Source organism: Sinisalibacter aestuarii (assembly GCF_027923545.1).
Lineage (GTDB): Bacteria > Pseudomonadota > Alphaproteobacteria > Rhodobacterales > Rhodobacteraceae > Sinisalibacter > Sinisalibacter aestuarii.
In genome coordinates this window covers 36588-56282 of sequence record NZ_BROH01000017.1, presented here as the reverse complement: position 1 = coordinate 56282, position 19695 = coordinate 36588, and the positions used below count along the sequence as shown (strand labels likewise).

The following is a 19695-nucleotide window of genomic DNA, read 5'->3' as shown; positions in this document are numbered from 1 at the left end:
CGCACATCATCAGCAGCGCAAGACCGAGGGGGCGAGACGTCGCACATGAGGCTGAAGACCTGCACAACCCTCGGGTGGTGTTTCGGAACATCGCATCCACGCGGGCGGGCGTCATCAGCACCCCGGCCAGGTTCGGCAGGACGTGGACGCGGATGGTGGCGACTGCGTGATGGCACAGGTCAATCGGGTCCCTCCTTTTTGCTATGCATGTGGATCGCACGGGGTCGGCCCGTTCGTGCCCTCAGCTCACGCTTCGGCAAGCACAAATACGGCTTCCACGGCGGGGCCGCGGACCCTCCGCATTTGCGCTTGCGACCGGTCCTCTTGCCCCCGTGCTGGGTGATCCTCATCGCAATAAGGAGTAACCCAAATGACCAACCACTACGTCGCCACCGTCCCCGTCAAGTTCACCGATACCGATGGCCAGGAGCGCACCCGTTTTCAGCGCGTGGGTGCGATGTTCCGCAACACCCGCAATGGGGATGGCTCGGAGTTCTTCAGCCTCAAGCTCGACTTCCCGGTCGCGGTCTCGGAGCTGGTGATGTTCCCGCCGAGCGCGAAGGATCCCCAGGACTGAATCCTCTCAAGAGGATGGGCCGCCCCAGGACGATCTTGGGGTGGCCCGATCCCTGTTCCAGGGATGCCGTCACCGGCGCGTGTGAACGCCCACAGCGACTTCCGCTTGGTGTCGGTATCCTCGCGCTCAAAGGACGATCGCCGCCCGGAATGATCAGGCCGCGACAGACCGGCCAGTCAGCCTCAAGGGGGCCATCCACAAAAACCTATCGGCCAGGGCCTCCCGGTTTTTGCGGCAGAGATTTGGCAAGCCAAATCTGGCCCTCCTTGACCCTGCCTGTCCGCCCTGTCGGTGGGGTTTGCGCCCGCCCGCGGTTCCGTCCGAACACATGCGTGTTCGGCCAGACCTTCGGGCGGTTTTGGGGAAGGGGACCCATTGGACAGGTGGGTCGCCCGGTGGTGAGGGCGGCAGAGCCGCGTCCCTGCGGGCCGCGGGGGAAGCGGACACCAAGGCTGCCTGAGACTGAAGGCAACGTAAGTATATAATTGACAGCTAGGTATATTATCGTAAGGTGGTGGCAGCCTTGGTGGAAGGTGGCAGGAAATAGGGGGTCTTTCTTCGCATGTCGCGCTCAAAACGTCTCACAGATGCGGACCGCATGGAGATCGTTCGCGAGGCTGCGGAAGGTGTGACCACATCGGCCCTTGCTGAGCGGTTCGGCGTGTCGCCGCGAGCGATCCAGTACACGCTCAAAGCCGATGCCGAGCGTCAGATGGATGCCGCGATCCCGGTCTCGGCGGTCAGTGTGAAGGTCACGGCTGCGGAGCTTGCGGCGCTCGACGAGGTGCTGGCGAAGGCCGGGGTCGAGAGCCGTGCCGAGGGGCTGCGGCGGCTCATTCAGGCGGCAGGCGGGGTGTTCGTTCCGGACGCGCAGATGGCGGCCGAGATGGCGCGATACAGGGCCTCTTTGCACGAGGTTGGCAATGGGGTCGCGCAGATCGCCAAGCAGATGACCAAGGCCAACCGGCAGGGGCAGGGGGCTGATGGTGGCACGAGTGCCGAGTTCACCGAGTTGCGCCTTGCGCAGATGCGCGGGCTGGCGCGATTCATCCTCGATTCCGCTGACGAGATCGATCTGCTCCTGCGCCGCCGTCGGGACGCCATGAAGCTCGAAGCCACGGCCGCCTTGAGGGGGTTTGCCCATGCGGCTGAATGATGCTGTCGACGCCGTCACCGGCGAGGTCTTCCGGGACGGCTGGAGCCGCATCCGCGGCTCGATGCAGGGCCTGCATGTCGCCAAGCAGAGCCAGCTTGTACGCGCGGCAGCAGGGCATCGGCCGGCGGTCTTCAAGGCGATCCGGGGCGGGGGCACGCATACCAAATCGCAGCTCGCAAACCAGCTCGAGTATCTGACCACCAAGTCCACCCATATTGTGGACAGTAGCGGGTTCCTTGATGGCAAGACGAAGCTCGAAGCGAAGGACATCAAGGACCTCACCGAGCGCTTTGCCAAGCGGTGGGATGCGGGCTTCAAGCCCAAGCTCGGGCAGACCACCCACATGCTCATGTCCTTCCCCATCGGCACCCGCGGCGAGGACGTGCGCGACATCGCGACGGATGTGGCTGAGCGGTTCTTCCAGACAGACGCGGGGCATTTCGATTACATCATCGCGGTGCACGAAGACCGCGATCACCCCCATGCGCATCTGGTGCTGAACCGCCGCTCGCAGGAAGGCGAGTTCTTCTTTCTGGGGCGGAACCATCGCTTCAACTATGACGACTTCCGCCTCGCCATGGTCGAGGAAGCCGAGAAGTACGGCGTGCGCCTGGAGGCTACGCGCCGGGTGGAACGCGGTGTCGTGCATTACCCCGCCCGGACCAGTGAGGTCTATGCGGCGAAAGAAGAGGGTCGCGCGCCCCGCGAGCGGGAACGCGTGGGGACTGACCTAACGCGGACGCTGGCGGAGATCGCCAACACCAGAACCGTCTACCATTCGCTTGCCGCAGAGGCCTCCCGGGAGGCCCGGGAAGACATCGCCGCGGCACTCTTCCGCGCGGGCGAGGTGCTGGCGCGCGGCGGGCAGGTGGACCGAACAGGAGATGTGTATATGGCCGAGGATCAGAGTTTCGAGGATCTGAGAAGTCAATATGCGGAGAAGCTCGCGCGGGTGCAGGGCATGATCGCAGAGAAGTCCGATGCGGAACGTCCCGTACTGGAAAAGCGCCTCATCGAGATCCAGGCGCAGGTCCAGCACATGCAGCCTCTCGGATTGCGATCATCCACGCTGTCAGAGTCCCCATCGGAGGGCGGGGTCTACTCAGAGGCAAACATTCAGGAGAGCCAGCTCGAACGCCTTGCCGAGCCGCGCCTGCGCTCTCGGATCGACGCAGCCCTGCGCGGAACCGGGATCAGCACATCGGAAGTGGTCGCCCGGATCGAGATAGGCGCCTCAAACGCAGCGCTCGAGCATCAATGGATCGCCAATGATCTCTCCAAGGTGGCCGAGGCGCGCGATCTGAACCTCGAACGCCGTGCCGATCTGGAACAGGCGCGTGACATCCTGAATGACGTGCATGTCGCGCTTGGCACGCTTCTAGAAAGGGAGAACGTGCTGCGCCGGGATGGCATCGTGGAAGCGGAACCGGTCAGCGAGGGGTTCCATTATCACCGGGACGCAGTCCGGGAGATGGAAGGGACAATCCGTCAGGAAATGCGCGCAGAGGGTCTGACAGCGCAGCAGATCGAGGACCGGGACTGGGAGGTTGTCTCAAGGGCGGAGCGCCGGATCGAGGCGGAGCAGCGCGCATATCTTGAGGCACATCCGGAGCTGCTCGCACGCCCTGGCGATGTGATCGACCGGTCTGAGCCCTACAGGGAGACCATCACCGATGCGACGCGCGCCAGCGAGATCACCCGCGAGGTCGACCGGATCATGGAGGGTCGCGATGCCCGCACCCCTGTTGCCGATGCTGTCACGGATGACTTGCGCGCGCGCTATCCGGACATGCCGTCCCACCTCGCCCGTGGGCTCGGCGCGACCTATGCCGCCGTCGTCGAGATCCGGGATACGGAGGTCATCAATCAGGTCCGCCGCGAAACCGAGATGCGCGACGGGCTCGGGTTGGGCAAGCGTGACGAACGTCTAGCGACCCGCGATGAAACTGCACCGCAGTTTGACCGGTCCGACCGCCTCGCAGAGGAGATTGCGCGTGTTCTGGACCATGAGCGGGCGGGGGAGTTGTCCGCGCCCTTCGAGACCGACGCGGAGCGCGACGCCTTCCGCGGTGAGATCGCGCGGGTGCTGGACGTTCGCCAACTAGACCGGCTCACATCCGGCGATGCCGATGCGCTGGACAAGGTTCTCGAGGACCGCCTCGACCGGCTCTATGTCGCCAAGGTCTACCTGCAATCCGATGCCGCGACGGCCAACACGGAGGCCCTGCGTCAGGTGGTCGATGAACTGGCCGATGCCGAATTTGAAAAACACCGCGCGACAGACGTGGATGGCGAAACCGAGCGGGGTCAGGTCCATTGAGCGCCGCCATGGGAAAGGCGCGGATCGCCACGGGCGTCCTGTTGGTGACGCTGGTGACCGGGGCCATGGGCTATACCATCGCCTCGGCGGTACTGACCTACCAGGATCTAGGCTTCGGGGCCGAGATCGACTTTGCCTATATCGCGCAGAACTATCTGGCGATCCTCGATCGCCGCCCCGAGGATGCCCAGCTGATCCACCTGATCATCGGCAGCTTCGCCGCCGCCGGCATGATGCTGAGCCTCGCCCTCTCGGGGTCCGCTCTGACACGCTTTGGCCAGACCCATTGGCAGACTGCGCGCGAGATGAAGTCCAATGGTTTTTTCGGCGCGCCCGGCACCGGCTTCATCCTCGGCAAGCTGGGTTCTCCAAAATCCAGCGCGAAATACATTTGCTCGAAAGTCTTCCCGCACGCGCTGATCGTGGCCCCCACGGGCCGCGGCAAGACCACGGGCTTCGTCATTCCAAACTTGCTGACCTGGCAAGGCTCCGCCGTGACGCTCGATGTGAAGGGGGAATGCTTCGAGGCAACAGCCCGGCACCGCGCAGCCCAGGGCGACAAGGTCTATCGTTTTGCCCCCACCGATTGGGAGGGCAAGCGCACGCATCGCTACAATCCGCTCCTGCGCATCTATCAATTGAAGGATCCCGCGCGCCAGCAGATGGAATTGCAGCTCCTGGCGACGCTCTTCCTGCAAAGCGACAATGACCGGGTTCAGGGTCTCCTGAAGGGCGGGATCGATCTCTTCGTCGCCGCAGGGCTTTTGGCCTTCCAGCGTAAGCGCCCGACCCTAGGCGAAATCTACCGCATCGCCGCCTCGGGCGGGAACAAGCAGAAGGAATACTTCGCGCGGGGTCACGAGGTCGACAACAGGGCCGCCAAATTGATCTTCACGCGGCTCGCTTCGACCAACAACGATACGCTGACCTCCTACGTCTCGCTTCTGATGACCTCGGGGCTCGATCAATGGCAGAATCCGGCCATCGATGAGGCGACGGCGGTGTCGGACTTTGATTTCCGCACGATCCGCAAGAAGCCCTTCTCCGTCTACCTCGTCGTCCAGCCGCTGATGGTGAAGCCGCTCGCGCCGCTGATCAGGCTCTTCTTCTCTGACCTTCTCTCCGCCATGCAAGAAAAGGATCCCGGGCCAGACGAGCCTTGGCCGGTGATGATCATGCTCGATGAGTTCAATCGCCTCGGCAAGATGCCCATCGTGGTTGAGAGCATCGAGACCTTGCGCACCTATCGCGGTCATTTGGCCGTGGTGACACAAACCATCCCCGCCCTCGATGAAATTTACGGCGAGAACACCCGCCGCGCCTTGCAGGGCAACGCCGGCGTGAAGCTGTACCTGACGCCCTCGGATGAGAAGACAGTCGAGGAGCTGAGCAAGGCGGTCGGCAAGACCACGAAGACCGTGGTCACGCGATCTCAATCAATCGGCAAGAACCCATTCGAAGGCCGCAGCCAATCGACACGGACTGAGGAAAGCTCGCTGTTGCCGGAAGATGAGGCGCGCCGCCTGCCGCTCGACGAGATCGTCATGGTCATCGATGCCCAGATGCCGGTCCGCGCGAAGCGGATCCAGTATTTTAACGATCGGCTGTTCAAGGCGATCCACGCGGCGCAGACGGGCGAGTTGCCGTTCCCGGAACCAGGGGGAGGTGGGTCGCAGGGCACGTTGCCGTTGAGTATGCGCGCGATGCCGATGACACCGCCAGCGAACGAGTCGGGCGGACCCGAGGCCGATGTTGAGGCCGCACTCCAGGCTGCTGATGGCCAATCGTCAGGGAAAACTGATGTCGCTCCAAAGAAGACCGCGCCTGTCGTTCAAACCGTCGTCGCCGAGGAACAGCGGCAGATGGAGATGAATTTTGTGGCGCAGGTATCATCGGATTATCTGCCGCGAGGCGAAGTCAATGAGGATGTACGGACGGCTGTGGATGGTCTAAGCGAGTTTGAGACGATTTTGAAACAAGGCCTTTGAGGCGACCTACCGGTTCGTCGGATTAGAGATTTGATCGAAGAGGAAAGCTGGACAAGACTAAGCCTCATATCGAAGGGTTCGCGGCCCTCATATTGAAGTCGACCGCCCACATTTTTGGGCTATTTGCTGCGCATCGAGCCAGATGCCGAATTTACTCGTCCTCAACATAGAATTGCGCTAGTTGGCCGTGACGTTTTGTTTAGAAGGAAGCAGCCGCTACAGACGCCCTTAGGGGGGGGTTGACTTCCGGAGAGACTTCCATAGACTTCCACCAGCAGTAGGGGGTCATATGAGCGGTAATTTCTATAATTTTGCAGCCATACGCGGCGTCCAGGCTGGAACCGAATATTATGTGATCATGGTTCCTCTTAAGATGGTGCCGAAGATTTTCGATTTCGACAGTCAGGAACTGCCAGCAGACCTGCGCGCTCAACGAGTGCTGTCAAATGTCCGCGTTCCGCAAATCGCATCCTACCTCTCGGAAAACTTCGAAGAATATACGCTCTCGTCTCTCTGCGCGTCTGTGGATGGTGATCTTGAGTTTTCCCCAGCCAGCGATGGTCTTCAGTTCCGAAATGTAGGCGAGCTACGGCTTTCGATGACAGCGCGCATCATCCTAAACGATGGACAGCATCGGCGCGCTGCAATCGCAGAAGCCCTCAAGACGCGACCCAAACTGGAAAACGAAACCATCTCGGTTGTGCTTTTCGTCGATGAGGGGCTGGAGCGCTGCCAACAAATGTTCGCAGACCTCAACAAGAATGCCGTACGTCCATCTGGGTCGTTGAACGTCCTCTATGACCGCAGAAATCCTTTGGCGCGTCTGAGCACGCGTGTGTTAGAGGACATTCCGTTTTTCCAAGAATTCACCGAGCTCGAAAAAACATCTCTTTCAAACCGGGCCAAAAACCTCTTTACCTTGTCCAGCCTGAATCAAGCCAACAAGTGGCTGGCCGGGCAAGACGCCGATCGGTTCGGTGAAAACACTGAAAGCACCGTGATCGCATATTGGCGTCAGGTTTCTGAGGTCATCCCGGACTGGCAGAAACTGATGCGCGGCGCGACAACGGCAGGTGATTTGCGCAAAGAAACCGTTCATGCGCATGGCGTCATGTTGCAGGCGTTTGGTGTCCTGGGGGCAAGACTGATTGGAGCTAAACCTGATGGGTGGGCGGAAAGCCTGGCGCCGCTCGCGGAGATCAATTGGAGCAAGCGCAACGCCCAGCTCTGGCGTCCACGCGTCATGGGCGCGCGCGGAATGGATGGAAGTGTGAAATCCGTACATCTGGCGGCCAACGTCCTAATTGGGGCAGTGGGTTTGCCACTCAATGAAAAAGAACAAGCGAATGAAGACGACTACTTGGCGTCATTGGCTGAGGAGAAAGTCGTCGCATGACATCGAATAATGAAACCAACCAAACAAAGAGAACAGGGCTCGATCTTGGCGCTCTGCAGGAACATATCCGCACCGTTTATGCAGCGGACGACCGGCCATGGGTGATCGGGTATAGCGGCGGAAAGGATTCAACCTGTGCGTTGCAGCTGATCTGGAGTGCTATTCGTACGCTCCCGGAAGATGCGCGACGCAAGCCAATCTTCGTCTTGAGCTCCGACACCCTTGTCGAAACGCCAGTGATCGTAAACTACATCGACGAGACTTTGGCTGCGATCAACGCGGCAGCGGCAGACCAGAACATGCCTATCACCGCACAAAAGGTGGTTCCGGAGATCTCGGATAGCTTCTGGGTGAACCTGATTGGTCGCGGATATCCTGCACCATCAAAACGCTTTCGCTGGTGCACGGAGCGCTTGAAGATCGACCCGGCCAATGCCTTCATCAAGAACCGCGTTGCCGAATATGGCGAAGTTGTCATGGTTCTGGGCGTCCGGTCATCAGAAAGCGCAACGCGCGCGCAAGTGATGTCGCTGCACAAGATCGACGGGACGTCTTTGTCTCGCCACTCGACCTTGCCCGGCGCTTTCGTCTTCACGCCGATCGAGACCTTTAGTGTGGATGATGTCTGGGCTTTCTTGCTGCAAAATCAGTCACCTTGGGGATCGGACAACCGCGATTTGCTTGCGATGTATCGAAACGCGCAAGCTGGCGAGTGCCCACTTGTGGTCGACAAGCAAACCGAAAGCTGTGGGAATTCCCGCTTTGGCTGCTGGGTGTGCACGGTTGTGACAAAAGACAAGGCCATGGAGGCGCTTGTTGAGAATGGCGAGGAATGGCTTGAGCCCTTGCTTGATCTACGTGACGAGCTGGCTGAAACACAAAATCCCGAGCGGAAACGGGAGTTTCGAGATTTTCGCAGACGGGACGGCTCTGTGACCTTCGTGGGCGATGCAGAGGCATCCATTCCGGGGCCCTATCTTTTCGAGTACCGCAAAGAGCTCTTGAGAAAACTACTGGAGGCGCAAGAGCAGGTGAATGCCAATGCACCGCCAGGAGAGAAGACCGACCTTATTCAGGTGGAAGAGCTGCGGGAAATCCGTCGGATCTGGCGGAGCGAACAGGGTGACTGGGGAGACGCTGTTTCAGAGACCCTCAAAGCTGTGACGGGAAAGGAACTCCCGGCCGATGCGACCGACGGATTTGAATTCCAAGCCGATGACGCAAAGGTCCTAGCGGATGTCTGCGCCGCGCATGATTTGCCGCCACGTCTCTTGGCTCAGCTCCTGGAGGCAGAGCGTTCTGTGCGGGGTCTGAAACGCCGGACACTTATTCACCGAAAGATCGCTTCGATCCTGGAGCAAGAGTGGCGAGACGAAACAATAGTGCTAAACGAGCGCAAAGCGCGATTGAAAGATCGCGAGGCATCTTCGTCCAACCCCCTGTTTGAGACTGAATCATGATCTTACAGTCTCTACGCCTCATCAATTTTGGTCTCTATGGCGGTGAGCACCGCTTCGATCTTGCACCCGAGCCAGACGAGCAAAAAACTGTGGTTTTGGTCGTTGGCCATAATGGTGCAGGGAAGACAACGTTCCTGGAATCCGTACGTTTGGCGCTCTATGGCAAACGCGCCCTTGGCGCGCGTGTTGGGCAGGCCGAATATGAGCGGCATCTCTTTAAACGGATCAACAACTTCGCAAAGGACCGCAGAGCCTCCGTCGAACTGGCATTCAAGAGCCAACACCTCGGCAATGAGGACCTCTACACCGTGCGGCGATCTTGGGCTGCTCGCGGTGCCAGCGTCATTGAAAGCCTTGAGTTTGAACGCAATGGCGCACCGGTGGAAGATATCCCCAGCGAGGATTGGAACCACTATCTTGAAGACATCATTCCAGCTGGGGTGTCGCAGCTTTTCTTTTTCGATGGAGAGAAGATCCAAGACATTGCTGACGATCAGGAAAACACTGGGCTGACAGATGCAATCAAATCCTTGCTGGGGATCGATATTCTCGATCAGCTTCGGGGCGATCTCGCCCTCTACAAATCACGCAGCATGGACCGGGGCGGTGACACCGACTTAGAAGGTCTCCGGCGCGACTTGGAGATCGCAAAGTCTGATCTGGTCTTGGCTGAAGAGGAGATTGGATCGCTATCAGTAAAGCGTACCCAGCTCGCGCGCCGAAGCGAGGCGTCACAGAAAGTCTTTGAACAAGAGGGGGGAAGTATCGCGCTCAGCCGTGAAACCCTATCAGAGGAGCTAAAGCGGGTCGAAGCTGACCTGACCAAACAAACCAACGCGTTAAAGTCGCTTGTAAACGGCGTCGCGCCTTTTGCCCTGGCTCCTAAACTTCTCGAACGGTTCTCAGCAGACTTGGAGAAGGCGCGCGGGCAGCAAAGCGCGACAGCAATCGAAGCCTTTGTTTCGAGTTTTCAGGCGGCCGTGGGCAAAGACGACAAGACATGGACGAAGACGCATTTTGCGCAGCTCAAAGACTTCGCTAAGACCAGCCAAAGCAACGGGCCTAGAATGGCTCTGAGCACGGAACCGGACTGGGTCTTGGCGAAACTTTCTCAGGTTGCGGACGAACGGGTGAAGGTGGCCACAATGGCTGCGCAACTGGCTGAGCTGCAAAAGCAACGTGCAACCTTGAAGGATCAGTTGAAGAACTTCCGTCCCGGTGCTGCCTCGGGCGCATTTGAGGAGTTGAAGAAAGCAGAGTTCGAACTGGGCGCCGTCGAAACTGAGCTCAATCGAAAGCAAGGCGAGGCGACAAAGGCTCGTGCGCTGATCGAACGGCTGGAGCGCGAGTTGCGTAAGTCCCAGGATGCCGTCTTCGCGCTTGCAAAGGCCGAAGAGAAACGAGACCTGGCGACGCGAGCGCAGGCCGCGCTCAATGAGTATGAGGAGCGAATTGTTCAGCGGCGCCTCGCCTCGCTTTCTAAGCATTTCATTGAGGCTTTCAGCGGCCTCGTCACGCGGAAGTCGCTGGTGCATGACGTGATCGTCGACCCCAACAGTTTTCAGCTCAAGCTTATGGGCAAAGAGGGCAGAGAGATTACCCCATCCGAACTCTCCGCCGGCGAGCGACAACTCTTTGCGATCTCGATGCTTTGGGCGCTTGGCCGAACAAGTGGGCGCGAATTGCCGATGATCATTGACACGCCGTTGTCACGTCTGGACCGGAAGCACCGTACAAACTTGATGGCAAACTACGTGCCGCGCAGCTCGGCGCAGGTCGTCATGCTGTGCACCGACACTGAGTTGACCCCGGATTTGTCAAAAATCATAAGCCCTTATGTGAGCCGACGTTTTGAGATTGGTGCTGTGAGCGGTGGACAGCGCACGGAGATCACGGTGTTGAGTGCTGAAGCGGATGCACAGGTTCTGGAGACGACCGATGCACATTAACAAGTTTCGGATCTCATCGACGGCGACCGGCCAGGTGCGGATCATTTCACAAAGATCAGGTCTGACACCCAACCTCGTTTGCCGCATGGCCATGTTGTCATCCTTTGAAGCCGGGTCCATATCTGGCGCAGCCGATGACGCGGGAGAGGGCCAAGAATTCAACGCCTATACGCTCTTTGGAGATTTCCAGCCTCTCTTCATCGACCTTCTGAAATACGTCGAGTTTGGAGCTGAGGAGATCGAAACCGACGACAGTGATTTGCTGGCGCGCTTGCGATTGCACATCGATCGTGGTGTGCGGCAACTCTCGGTCCGCCTCAAATCCCCGGCGGATGCGGCCGAGCTGATCGCGGGGAGTGCGTGAAGCGATGTCGGCACCGATTTATCTTGACCACAACGCTTCTACTCCGATTGATCCGGAGGTCTTGGAGACGGTCATACGTGTCAGTCGGGACGTATATGCGAACCCATCAAGTGTTGAGCATAGCCAAGGTTCAGCGGCAGCTCGGGTTGTCGAGACTGCGCGCGAGCAGATTGCGGGCCATCTCAATTGCAAGGAAACCGAGCTTGTCTTTACAGCCGGGTCCACGGAAGCCAACAATCTTGCGATCCTTGGAGCGTTCCCTCGGCTCAAAGAGGCAGGACGCACGCATCTGATCACCAGCAAGATCGAGCACCCATCTGTTCTGGCCTGTTTCGACCATCTCGAAGCCCAAGGCGCGCGGGTAACGCGATTGGGGGTAGATGAAGGTGGCCAGATTTCCCTCGATGAGCTGGCCCTGTCTTTGACAGATGAGACCGGATTGGTGTCCATCATGGCTGCCAACAATGAGACGGGCGTTCTGCAACCCATCTTGGAGGCAGGCCAGCTTGCCGAAGAGGCTGGGGCGCTGTTTCACACGGACTTCTCGCAAGCTTCGGCTTTTGTGCCAGTTGATCTCAAGAACGTACCCATCCATCTGGCGAGTTTTTCCGGGCACAAGGCCTATGGACCGAAAGGGGTAGGGGCCCTTTACCGGTCGATCCGAAAACCACGGGTGAACTTAGCGCCAGTGATGTTTGGTGGCGGGCAGGAAAAGGGTTTGAGGGCGGGGACCCTAAACACGCCTGGCATTGCGGGTATTGGACATGCATTTCAGCTCATCTCAAAAAACATAGACCATGACCGGGATCGGATTGGTGCCTTGCGAGACCAGCTTGAAAGGGAACTCAAAGAGACCTTAGCGGTGCAGGTCAATGGCAACACAGAGGCGCGGTTGCCAAACACGATGTCGCTCACAATCGACGGCGTTGTACCACAAGCGCTGATGCAGAAGCTAAGAAACGACATCTGCTTCTCCGCATCGAGCGCCTGCGCCACAGAACATGTCGAAACCTCTCATGTTCTACTTACCATGTTCGGCGACACTCCTAGGGCGCGTAATGCTTTCCGACTAGGTTTAGGCCGGCAAACCAGCAAAAAAGACATATCCAAAGTCATCAGACTCTTTTTACAGGCGTCATCAGAACTCCTGCTTTTAAAAACAGCTTAGAAACCAGCCGATCCGCCACAATTTCGAGAGGTATAGGTAGGATAGCAATAAAGGCTACGAACTTCCATGGATGCTGAGCGAAAGCAGACTTACAAGACAGTCAAACAACTGCGCTCAGCACTTGCTGAGGGTGACAGTCAACGCTTCCAACGCACGTTGGCAACGCAACCGACACTTAGCCTCCTTAAGGCAATTCGCGAACAAAAACTGCTTGTTAAAAACTACGCAGCAGAACATGAACCTGTAGTCGAAATTGTAAGGACGGTGGCTTCCACAGTTCTCAGCCCGGAAGAACTCGCAGAGTACTCCAACTATTTGTCATTCATTGGGCCATGGCAAAAATCTAAGGAACACTCAGAGGCGCGGCTTAAAAGCTGCTTGAACAACTTTCCGAAGGTCTCGATCGAAGAACTTCTGCAAATATTCGACAAAGCACTAGACCGCTTTTTCTCTAAGCTCACTATCGGTGCTCCCAAAGAAGACCAAACCGTAGCGGATTACGAGAAGTGCATTCACGACCGGAACGGAATCGCAAATGACGTACTTTTCGCGGCACTCAGAGCACTCAACTACGCTTCTAGGAAAGTCGTCGACCCTAGCGCCCGGAAGCTCTCACCTAGTACGCGCTTGTCCTCAATACGACGGTTCTACAAGGCTATTCAACTCGCCTCTGAAGTGAATAGCTTGGATTGGGTTATGGACTCTGTTTCATATGGTGATCTTGTGGTTTCGAAGCTTCAGACAGGCTCACCAATAGAAGCACGCCTAGAATACGCCGATAAAAAGCGAAGCTTGATGCTGAACCTAGCTATTCGACGCAAGCTCATTGGCGTTATGCATCTACCGCGCAATGAGCGGTATGTGCGTGAAATGTTGAAGGCCTCCGAAACCTCGGTACTAACAGAAGCCTTAGAATTCTACGCTGGTTTTGTGGGCGAAAATCCTCGCCAGATCGACATGGAATCCCTGCTACGTCAAAGCTCTGCCAGACTTGCTCAAGTGGAAGCAGAAGATGATCTTCTGGTGGTTGCATCGGCACGCGCCGGAAAGCAGGATCATGCGACATACTACCTTACTTCAATGTGTCTGACTTGGTTTGGCATGGCGGCTGATGCCGTACAGAAGGCCTTTCCCAGATCTTTCCGTCGACGAACATCCGTTCCAATCCCCTCAAGTCTGATTGAGTCGGCTGTTTCGAGTGTTGGTGGAAAACAGGTAGCTGAAACTATCAAAGCGCTCTCAAGCACTCTTCCTACAAAGAGCCACCACGACCTTGTACGTCGGCCATTCCTGAGCGTCTCAGAAGATGACACACTTTGGCTACTCAATGGAGATCCAGAATTATGGAATCTCAAGGTTAGAGAGGCATTGCTTTCGGGCGGAAAAGTTGGGGATGCCTATGGCCATGTTTGGGAGGAGTTCTTAGCAAAGTCGTTCGAAGACTCAGATTGGCAGTTGATTGGTCGGAACAAGCGACTGCGCGTGGCAGGTCAGACTGCGACAGAGGTCGACCTCCTGCTAAAGAAGAATGACCTACTTCTTGTAGTTGAAGTAAAGGCACTGATCGGCTCCAATATAACTTGCTACGATCATTGGCGCAGCCGCCAAACAATCGAATGGGGCTGCCGTCAAGCGGCTGCCGCTGCTGAGTTCATAAAGTCCAACAAAAACTGGTTGGTCTCAGTTGCAGGAAAACAGTTGGCGGAGGAAGTCCATCATATTCAACCGCTAGTTCTCACCAATAACGACTTACTTGATGGGTGGCAATTTGAGGGAGTACCAGTGATGGGCGAGGTCGGCCGCAAGGCAATCACGACTGGAGCAAAAGTCGACTACACGGATCAGAGTGGCCGTGTCGTTTCCACGCGTTGGATCACAAAAAAAGAAGAGCTGACGACCGATCGAATTCTGTGGTCGCTCCAGAATCCTGTTGAGCTATTGATTGCCCCCGAAAGCTTAGAGACCTCACATCGTGTGTTGAAATTGGGCGACTTCGCAGTGTTGACCCCGCAATTTGATCTTAGAGATGACCTAGATGAGAGCGTTCCGGCGATTGCAGTCAGCAGTTGAGAAGTGCGCGCAATGACTCAACCGGTACAAAAGAGCTCAGCGAACTGCGGAACAAGTGGCATTTGACCACCGCACTTGATAGATTGAACGAGCATCAAAGGGTATTTTACCTTGTTCTTAGTACGTTACTGGGGGGCAAGCAGGCAACATGCTGTCAAGACTGGGCAAGAAGCTGAAAGCTCTCGTGAGCGGCGAAACGGTGAAGACTGTGCCAAAGGCACCTGGCGCCGCAACCCGCGCACAAAGTCCCTTCGCCGTGTCCGATGCCCAGCACGTCTCAAGAAATTTATTATCCGAAGCCAAAATCGGTGTGATCGGAGCCGAACTAGGAGGCGATCCCGAACCGGCGGCCGTGCTCGTGTTGGAAAGTCCTTCCCTGACTTTAGACCATGTCACCGAGCTTGCAGTGACGCCCGAAGCGATGGACGCGGGCCACATTGATTCAGCTGAGGCGACTTCTGACGATGACTTGACGGTCATGAAATTGGGCTTGGCCATCGATGAGGCGCATCAGGGCATCCCTTCGAAACAACAAGCCGCAGACACCTCCAACAGTCGACTAAATCAGTCTGCTCGGTCCGCTTCTCAAAATAATCCTGAAGAAGAACGTCTTCTGGACCTGGCGATACAGAGTTTCGCGTCAACGCGTCTTATTAATGTGTTGCGCAATGCCGAAGGTGAGTTGCCCGCAAAAACGGTCGCGGTCTACATGCGAGCGCCTGACGCTGCGCGAGAAGCTTTCCGGCAGCTCGAAAACTCTGGCGAAAAGACCGCAACGGAACTTGATGACCTTGTGAGGAAGTTCGCGCGCAAACTCGATCAGGGCCGGCAGACCGCAGCAGACAGCATCGTCGATGTCGTACGTGAAGCCGATTGCTCCGTTCGCCTCTTGAATGCGATCTCTGCACACTCGCATCGTCTGCCAGTTGCTACCGTAAGAGAGTACATGAAAGCGCCGGAACATGCCCGGCAAGCTTTCTTGAAACTGCCGAACCTCGGGCGCAAGTCGGCAGATGAACTCGACCTAATCATGCGCAGTTTTGTACCGAGCAAAACTGATCTTCAAGGTGACCAGAAAGCGGTCCCAAGCGGAGAAGGTGACTTCCAACGAGCACTTAGGGCCGCTGAAGTGTTCTTCTCTGGAATGATCTATCCTGATGAACTTTTTGAATGGTCGCCGCCTACAAGACTCACAAACCTTCTCAAAATTGACCAGGTAGAGCACCGGCAGAGCTTTGTGGATTTCCTAAAGACATACAATGAGACCGCGTTGCGCATTCGATCGCTGCCAGGCTGCGGACGAAAAAGCATCGAACAGCTGGACGAGATCGTAACCAAGATGATTGAGGCGCGTCTCTGTTTTTGCGGTGTGCGTAGCGAGATCGCGCCCGATCTTAGACGTTTGCTGCAAGGCGAATTTGTTTCCCATACATCGCTCACAAGCATATTCGAACTTGGCAATATTAAGCCTGAAGACATTAAGGCCTCCGAACGTGCTTCGGTCGAAGAATTGACGGTGACCGAAATCATTGAGGGATGTATTTTGACCCTCAACGATCGGCAGCAAGACGTTCTTCAGCGGCGGTACGGCATAAACAGAGGGCAGACTGAAACGCTTGAACAAGTCGCTTCCGACTATGGTGTGACGCGCGAGCGTATTCGTCAGATTGAGAAAAAAGCAAAGCAAAAGCTCGAGACGAAACGCACAAAGAAAATTTTGATCGGCGCGCTGGAGCAAGAAGGGTCGTTGGAAAAGCTCTTCAAGAACCGGAAAATTGTCTCTGACGAACAGATAAGTGCTGTAAGCAATCTGCTTACGGCGCAGGAGCGTCTTGCGGTCGATCTAGCCTTTGGCGACATGAGATCGTTCCTCGACGCTGAAAGCGTTCGAACCGAAGCAGGTTGGATTCAGGAACAAGACCTGCTCTTGATGAGCCATGAGCCGGAAGACTTATCTGGCTCATTGCGGCAGCGGATCGTCTCCGCGATACGCGAGCAAAAACTGCCGATCCGATTGTCAGAAATTGCCGCAGCGCTGCCCGACTACCCACTTTCGGAGATCATGGGTGAGTTGTCAGCACGCTTCGAGGCTTCAATCGAGGGTGACTTCGTTAGAGCTGCTTCCCGTTTGCCTAGCACGGTACGGTGTATTCTCATACTTCGCGAAGCGGGCCACGCGATGCATTGCGACGAAATCCGAGCCCGAATGCACGAAGTCTTCGCAAAAGATGAGAGCATTCATCATATCGGAAGTACGCTCTCTGGAATGGAAGAAGCCCTGATCGTTGAACGAGGAACATACGACCTCTACGAGAACTTGAGCCTGACAGATGGTGATCTTCAAGAAATCCGAGACCGCACGCTTTCCCACCTGGAAAGTGTGGGTGGTTTTATAAGCGCCAAAGTCTTGTTCTCCGACCTGTTTCAAGGCGAGACAGAGCGCTTTGGGATAGCATTCGGACCTTACATGCTGCTTGGCATCGTGCAGGATGACGATCGCTTTGTGACCAAACGAGGTCTGATGATCGGTGTGGCATCTGATGAAAACAAGTCCGAGTTCCGCGGCCTGGGCGAAGAAGTCATGTCCGTACTAACAGAAGCGCAGCGATCAATGACTTTGGTAGAGATCGCCCAGGAACTCGAAGGCCGAAGAGATGTTCTTACAACATCGATATCAATTGGTTTGGAGAATTCACCTGAGGCGGTTTCGGTCGGCCGTGGTCGCTTTGACTTAGTAGGCAGAGCCATCGGTCCAGACGAACGCCAAACAGACCTAATTTTGGCTTGCGCTATCGCTTTAGCGAATGGCCCCAGAACCGCATTTGCTTTATCAGAACTCTTGAGCCCCGTTTGGGGTGAGATTCAGACCAGACCACTACTGAGCTTCTTGAAAAATCGCACAATCTTTGATGTGGATGAAAAGATCGTTTCAGTGACTGAGCTGCCCGAAGCGGTGGCAAAATACGTAGCCATTCGTGATCGTGTCAAAGAGGTTGCAGAAATGGGGGTGCTGGACGTTGAAGCGGTGCGAGATGCTCTCGTCTCGCGTGATGCGCCTGATTTGACCCGGCTCGACCACTTGTTTGCAAGTAAGGAGGAAGAGCCGGGCGAAGGTGAAGAAATGCTTGGGATGATACTTGGGGACTTTGGTATAAATTGATGTCCTTTGAGACCCTGAAACTCCCTTTTTATGTCACCACAAGCGAGCATGAACCGGTGGCAGATTTTTTCGATCCGGTTCTCGAGCATGCGCAGAAATATGACATTGCTGTCGGATACTTTAGCAGTGCGTGGATGCGTGATGCAGCCCATGGCATGGCAACTTTTGCACTCAACGGTGGCAAAGCGAGGTGGGTGATTTCACCCGAAATGTCTTTGGAAGACTTCGAGAGCCTACAGGTTGAAGGTCAGTTTTCAGATGAGCGTATCCGAGAACTCATTTCTCGGTCATATGAAGACCTCTACGGGCACCTTTCGCAGCATACGCGTGAGGCACTCGGATGGCTACTTCATGATGGGGTGTTGACCTTCAAAGTAGGCATTCCGAAGAATAGGCTGTCCGGAATTCTGCATGCGAAACAGGGCATCTTCACGGATGAGTTTGGAAACCGGGTCGGCTTCCAGGGATCTTATAATTTGACCGGTGGAGCCGGCACCAATTGGGAAGCTTTCAGCGTCTTTTGTGATTGGAAGTCAAGCGAGAGCCAGGAGCGGAACAACCACATCGCTGCGTCCTTCGACAGAATGTGGAGAGGACTGGATCCAAACCTAGCACTGTTTGACCCTTCTTCAGCAGATCTTGAGCGGTTTGTCAGCGCGGCCAGGGATAGCTCCCGACACTACGATTTGTTCCCGCCAGAAAAATCAAGCTGTCCTCGTGTGCCAGCACACTTCCTCACCGACGGGCGTCTACGGGACTACCAAGAAGAGGGAATCCGCAAATGGTTCAAGAACAATGGCCGCGGAATCCTCCACATGGCAACGGGAACCGGCAAGACCGTGACTGCGTTAACTGCTGTGACGCGGCTGAACGATTTTGTCGCTCAAAAGAACGGCCAGCTTTGCATCGTAGTTACGGTTCCGTATCAACATCTCGCAGAACAGTGGGCCCGGGAAGCCGAAGAGTTCGGCTTCGAACCCATTTTGTGCTACGGAGGCGTCAATCGCTGGATGGAGGAGTGCCAGAGGCGCCTGAATGAACTGCGATCAAAGGCAACGCAGCACGTGATGCTCATCGCGGTCAATGCGTCTATGGCAGATAAACCGTTCCAGTCGGTCTTGAACTCCTTTGATGGGAACATCCTATTTGTTGGCGATGAGGCGCATAACTTGGGCGCGCCGTCCAACCTACAGGCCCTCCCGGAGCGCGCAGCGTTTAGACTTGGACTGACGGCGACACCTGAACGCTACGGGGATGAGGAAGGCACCGAGGGTCTCAAAAGGTATTTCGGAGAGATCGTTTTGGACTACGGTTTAGACAAGGCGATCAGCGGCGGTCACCTTTGCCGATATCTTTATTATCCGATCCTCGTGCACTTAGACGAAGACGAACAAGACGAGTATGCAGAGCTCTCCGTACGGATCGGTAGGCTTTTTGGCCAAGCAGCCAAGCCGGATAGCGACAAAGGCGAACAGCTAAACCGTTTGTTGATCAAACGGGCACGCCTGATCGGAAAAGCGCGAAACAAGCTGCCGGAGCTGATCAAACTACTCAAGCAGCAGGGAGAGGTCTCTCATACTCTGATATATTGCGGCGACAGCAAGGAAGATGGGCAGCGATACATCGACACAGCACTTGCTAGGGTAGGCGGTGAGCTCGGACTAAGAGCGAGCCCGTTCACTTCGGAAGAGAACAACGACGAAAGGTCGATATTATTGAAGCAGTTCGCGGCCGGTGACATACAGGCGCTGCTGGCCATCCGATGCCTAGATGAAGGTGTTGATGTACCGATGACACGGACTGCGTACATCTTGGCTTCATCTGCAAACCCAAAGGAATTTGTCCAACGACGGGGTCGGGTACTACGGCGGTCTGAAGGGAAGACCCGTGCTTACATCTACGACTTTATCGTTGTGCCAGATTTGGAAAAATTGTCAGATCAGGCTCCATCCAACGTGGAGCGATCTCTGATGAAACGTGAACTGGTGAGGTTCAATGAATTTGCTACCCTTGCAGAAAACCATGGTGAAGCGCTATCTACGATCACAGAAATTAAGAAGTACCTTAACCTCCTTGACCATTAGCGC

The 19695-nt window shown here is 56.3% G+C and carries 12 protein-coding genes; all 12 read left to right on the top strand.

Annotated features, from left to right (window positions below; genetic code table 11):
• Nucleotides 1-370: 370 nt before the first annotated feature.
• The 12 genes from QMG28_RS19820 to QMG28_RS19765 all read left to right on the top strand — a co-directional run bounded on the left by QMG28_RS19820 (nt 371) and on the right by QMG28_RS19765 (nt 19692).
• Nucleotides 371-577, top strand: a complete 207-nt coding sequence (locus QMG28_RS19820; protein ID WP_007120662.1) for a hypothetical protein — start codon at nt 371-373, stop codon at nt 575-577.
• A 562-nt stretch (nt 578-1139) separates the two neighbouring features.
• A complete protein-coding gene (locus tag QMG28_RS19815) occupies nt 1140-1733 on the top strand; it encodes a helix-turn-helix domain-containing protein (protein WP_281843961.1) in 594 nt (197 codons plus the stop codon).
• Nucleotides 1720-4053, top strand: coding sequence for a relaxase/mobilization nuclease domain-containing protein (locus QMG28_RS19810; protein WP_281843960.1), 2334 nt, complete (start codon nt 1720-1722; stop codon nt 4051-4053). The genes QMG28_RS19815 and QMG28_RS19810 overlap by 14 nt, the downstream gene beginning before the upstream one ends.
• Nucleotides 4054-4061: 8 nt before the next feature.
• Entirely contained in the window at nt 4062-6041 is a 1980-nt protein-coding gene (locus tag QMG28_RS19805; protein ID WP_281843985.1) for a type IV secretory system conjugative DNA transfer family protein, read from the top strand.
• A 289-nt stretch (nt 6042-6330) separates the two neighbouring features.
• Nucleotides 6331-7437 (top strand): DNA sulfur modification protein DndB, encoded by a 1107-nt coding sequence (gene dndB / locus QMG28_RS19800; RefSeq protein WP_281843959.1) that lies wholly within the window; start codon nt 6331-6333, stop codon nt 7435-7437.
• Nucleotides 7434-8897, top strand: coding sequence for a DNA phosphorothioation system sulfurtransferase DndC (dndC, locus tag QMG28_RS19795; protein ID WP_258093603.1), 1464 nt, complete (start codon nt 7434-7436; stop codon nt 8895-8897). Before dndB ends, dndC begins: the two co-directional genes overlap by 4 nt.
• A complete protein-coding gene (dndD, locus tag QMG28_RS19790) occupies nt 8894-10846 on the top strand; it encodes a DNA sulfur modification protein DndD (protein ID WP_258093604.1) in 1953 nt (650 codons plus the stop codon). The genes dndC and dndD overlap by 4 nt, the downstream gene beginning before the upstream one ends.
• Complete coding sequence (gene dndE, locus QMG28_RS19785; protein ID WP_258093605.1) at nt 10836-11210, top strand: DNA sulfur modification protein DndE; 375 nt, start codon at nt 10836-10838, stop codon at nt 11208-11210. Before dndD ends, dndE begins: the two co-directional genes overlap by 11 nt.
• 4 nt (nt 11211-11214) lie before the next feature.
• The gene (locus QMG28_RS19780) at nt 11215-12378 is read left to right on the top strand and encodes a cysteine desulfurase family protein (RefSeq protein WP_197918473.1); all 1164 of its coding nucleotides are present in this window, start codon (nt 11215-11217) and stop codon (nt 12376-12378) included.
• Between the two features lie 66 nt (nt 12379-12444).
• Nucleotides 12445-14448, top strand: coding sequence for a hypothetical protein (locus QMG28_RS19775; RefSeq protein ID WP_281843958.1), 2004 nt, complete (start codon nt 12445-12447; stop codon nt 14446-14448).
• 148 nt (nt 14449-14596) lie between these two features.
• A complete protein-coding gene (locus QMG28_RS19770; RefSeq protein WP_281843957.1) occupies nt 14597-17608 on the top strand; it encodes a sigma factor-like helix-turn-helix DNA-binding protein in 3012 nt (1003 codons plus the stop codon).
• Nucleotides 17608-19692, top strand: a complete 2085-nt coding sequence (locus QMG28_RS19765; protein WP_281843956.1) for a DNA phosphorothioation system restriction enzyme — start codon at nt 17608-17610, stop codon at nt 19690-19692. Before QMG28_RS19770 ends, QMG28_RS19765 begins: the two co-directional genes overlap by 1 nt.
• The last annotated feature ends 3 nt before the right edge of the window (nt 19693-19695 follow it).

Bases quoted from the DNA above. Each gene is read 5' to 3' on its own strand.
- QMG28_RS19820 (WP_007120662.1), top strand. From the start codon at position 371: ATGACCAACCACTACGTCGCCACCGTCCCCGTCAAGTTCACCGATACC.
- QMG28_RS19805 (WP_281843985.1), top strand. From the start codon at position 4,062: ATGGGAAAGGCGCGGATCGCCACGGGCGTCCTGTTGGTGACGCTGGTG.
- QMG28_RS19775 (WP_281843958.1), top strand. From the start codon at position 12,445: ATGGATGCTGAGCGAAAGCAGACTTACAAGACAGTCAAACAACTGCGC.
- QMG28_RS19815 (WP_281843961.1), top strand. From the start codon at position 1,140: ATGTCGCGCTCAAAACGTCTCACAGATGCGGACCGCATGGAGATCGTT.
- QMG28_RS19780 (WP_197918473.1), top strand. From the start codon at position 11,215: ATGTCGGCACCGATTTATCTTGACCACAACGCTTCTACTCCGATTGAT.
- dndD (WP_258093604.1), top strand. From the start codon at position 8,894: ATGATCTTACAGTCTCTACGCCTCATCAATTTTGGTCTCTATGGCGGT.
- dndB (WP_281843959.1), top strand. From the start codon at position 6,331: ATGAGCGGTAATTTCTATAATTTTGCAGCCATACGCGGCGTCCAGGCT.
- QMG28_RS19765 (WP_281843956.1), top strand. From the start codon at position 17,608: ATGTCCTTTGAGACCCTGAAACTCCCTTTTTATGTCACCACAAGCGAG.
- dndC (WP_258093603.1), top strand. From the start codon at position 7,434: ATGACATCGAATAATGAAACCAACCAAACAAAGAGAACAGGGCTCGAT.
- dndE (WP_258093605.1), top strand. From the start codon at position 10,836: ATGCACATTAACAAGTTTCGGATCTCATCGACGGCGACCGGCCAGGTG.
- QMG28_RS19810 (WP_281843960.1), top strand. From the start codon at position 1,720: ATGCGGCTGAATGATGCTGTCGACGCCGTCACCGGCGAGGTCTTCCGG.
- QMG28_RS19770 (WP_281843957.1), top strand. From the start codon at position 14,597: ATGCTGTCAAGACTGGGCAAGAAGCTGAAAGCTCTCGTGAGCGGCGAA.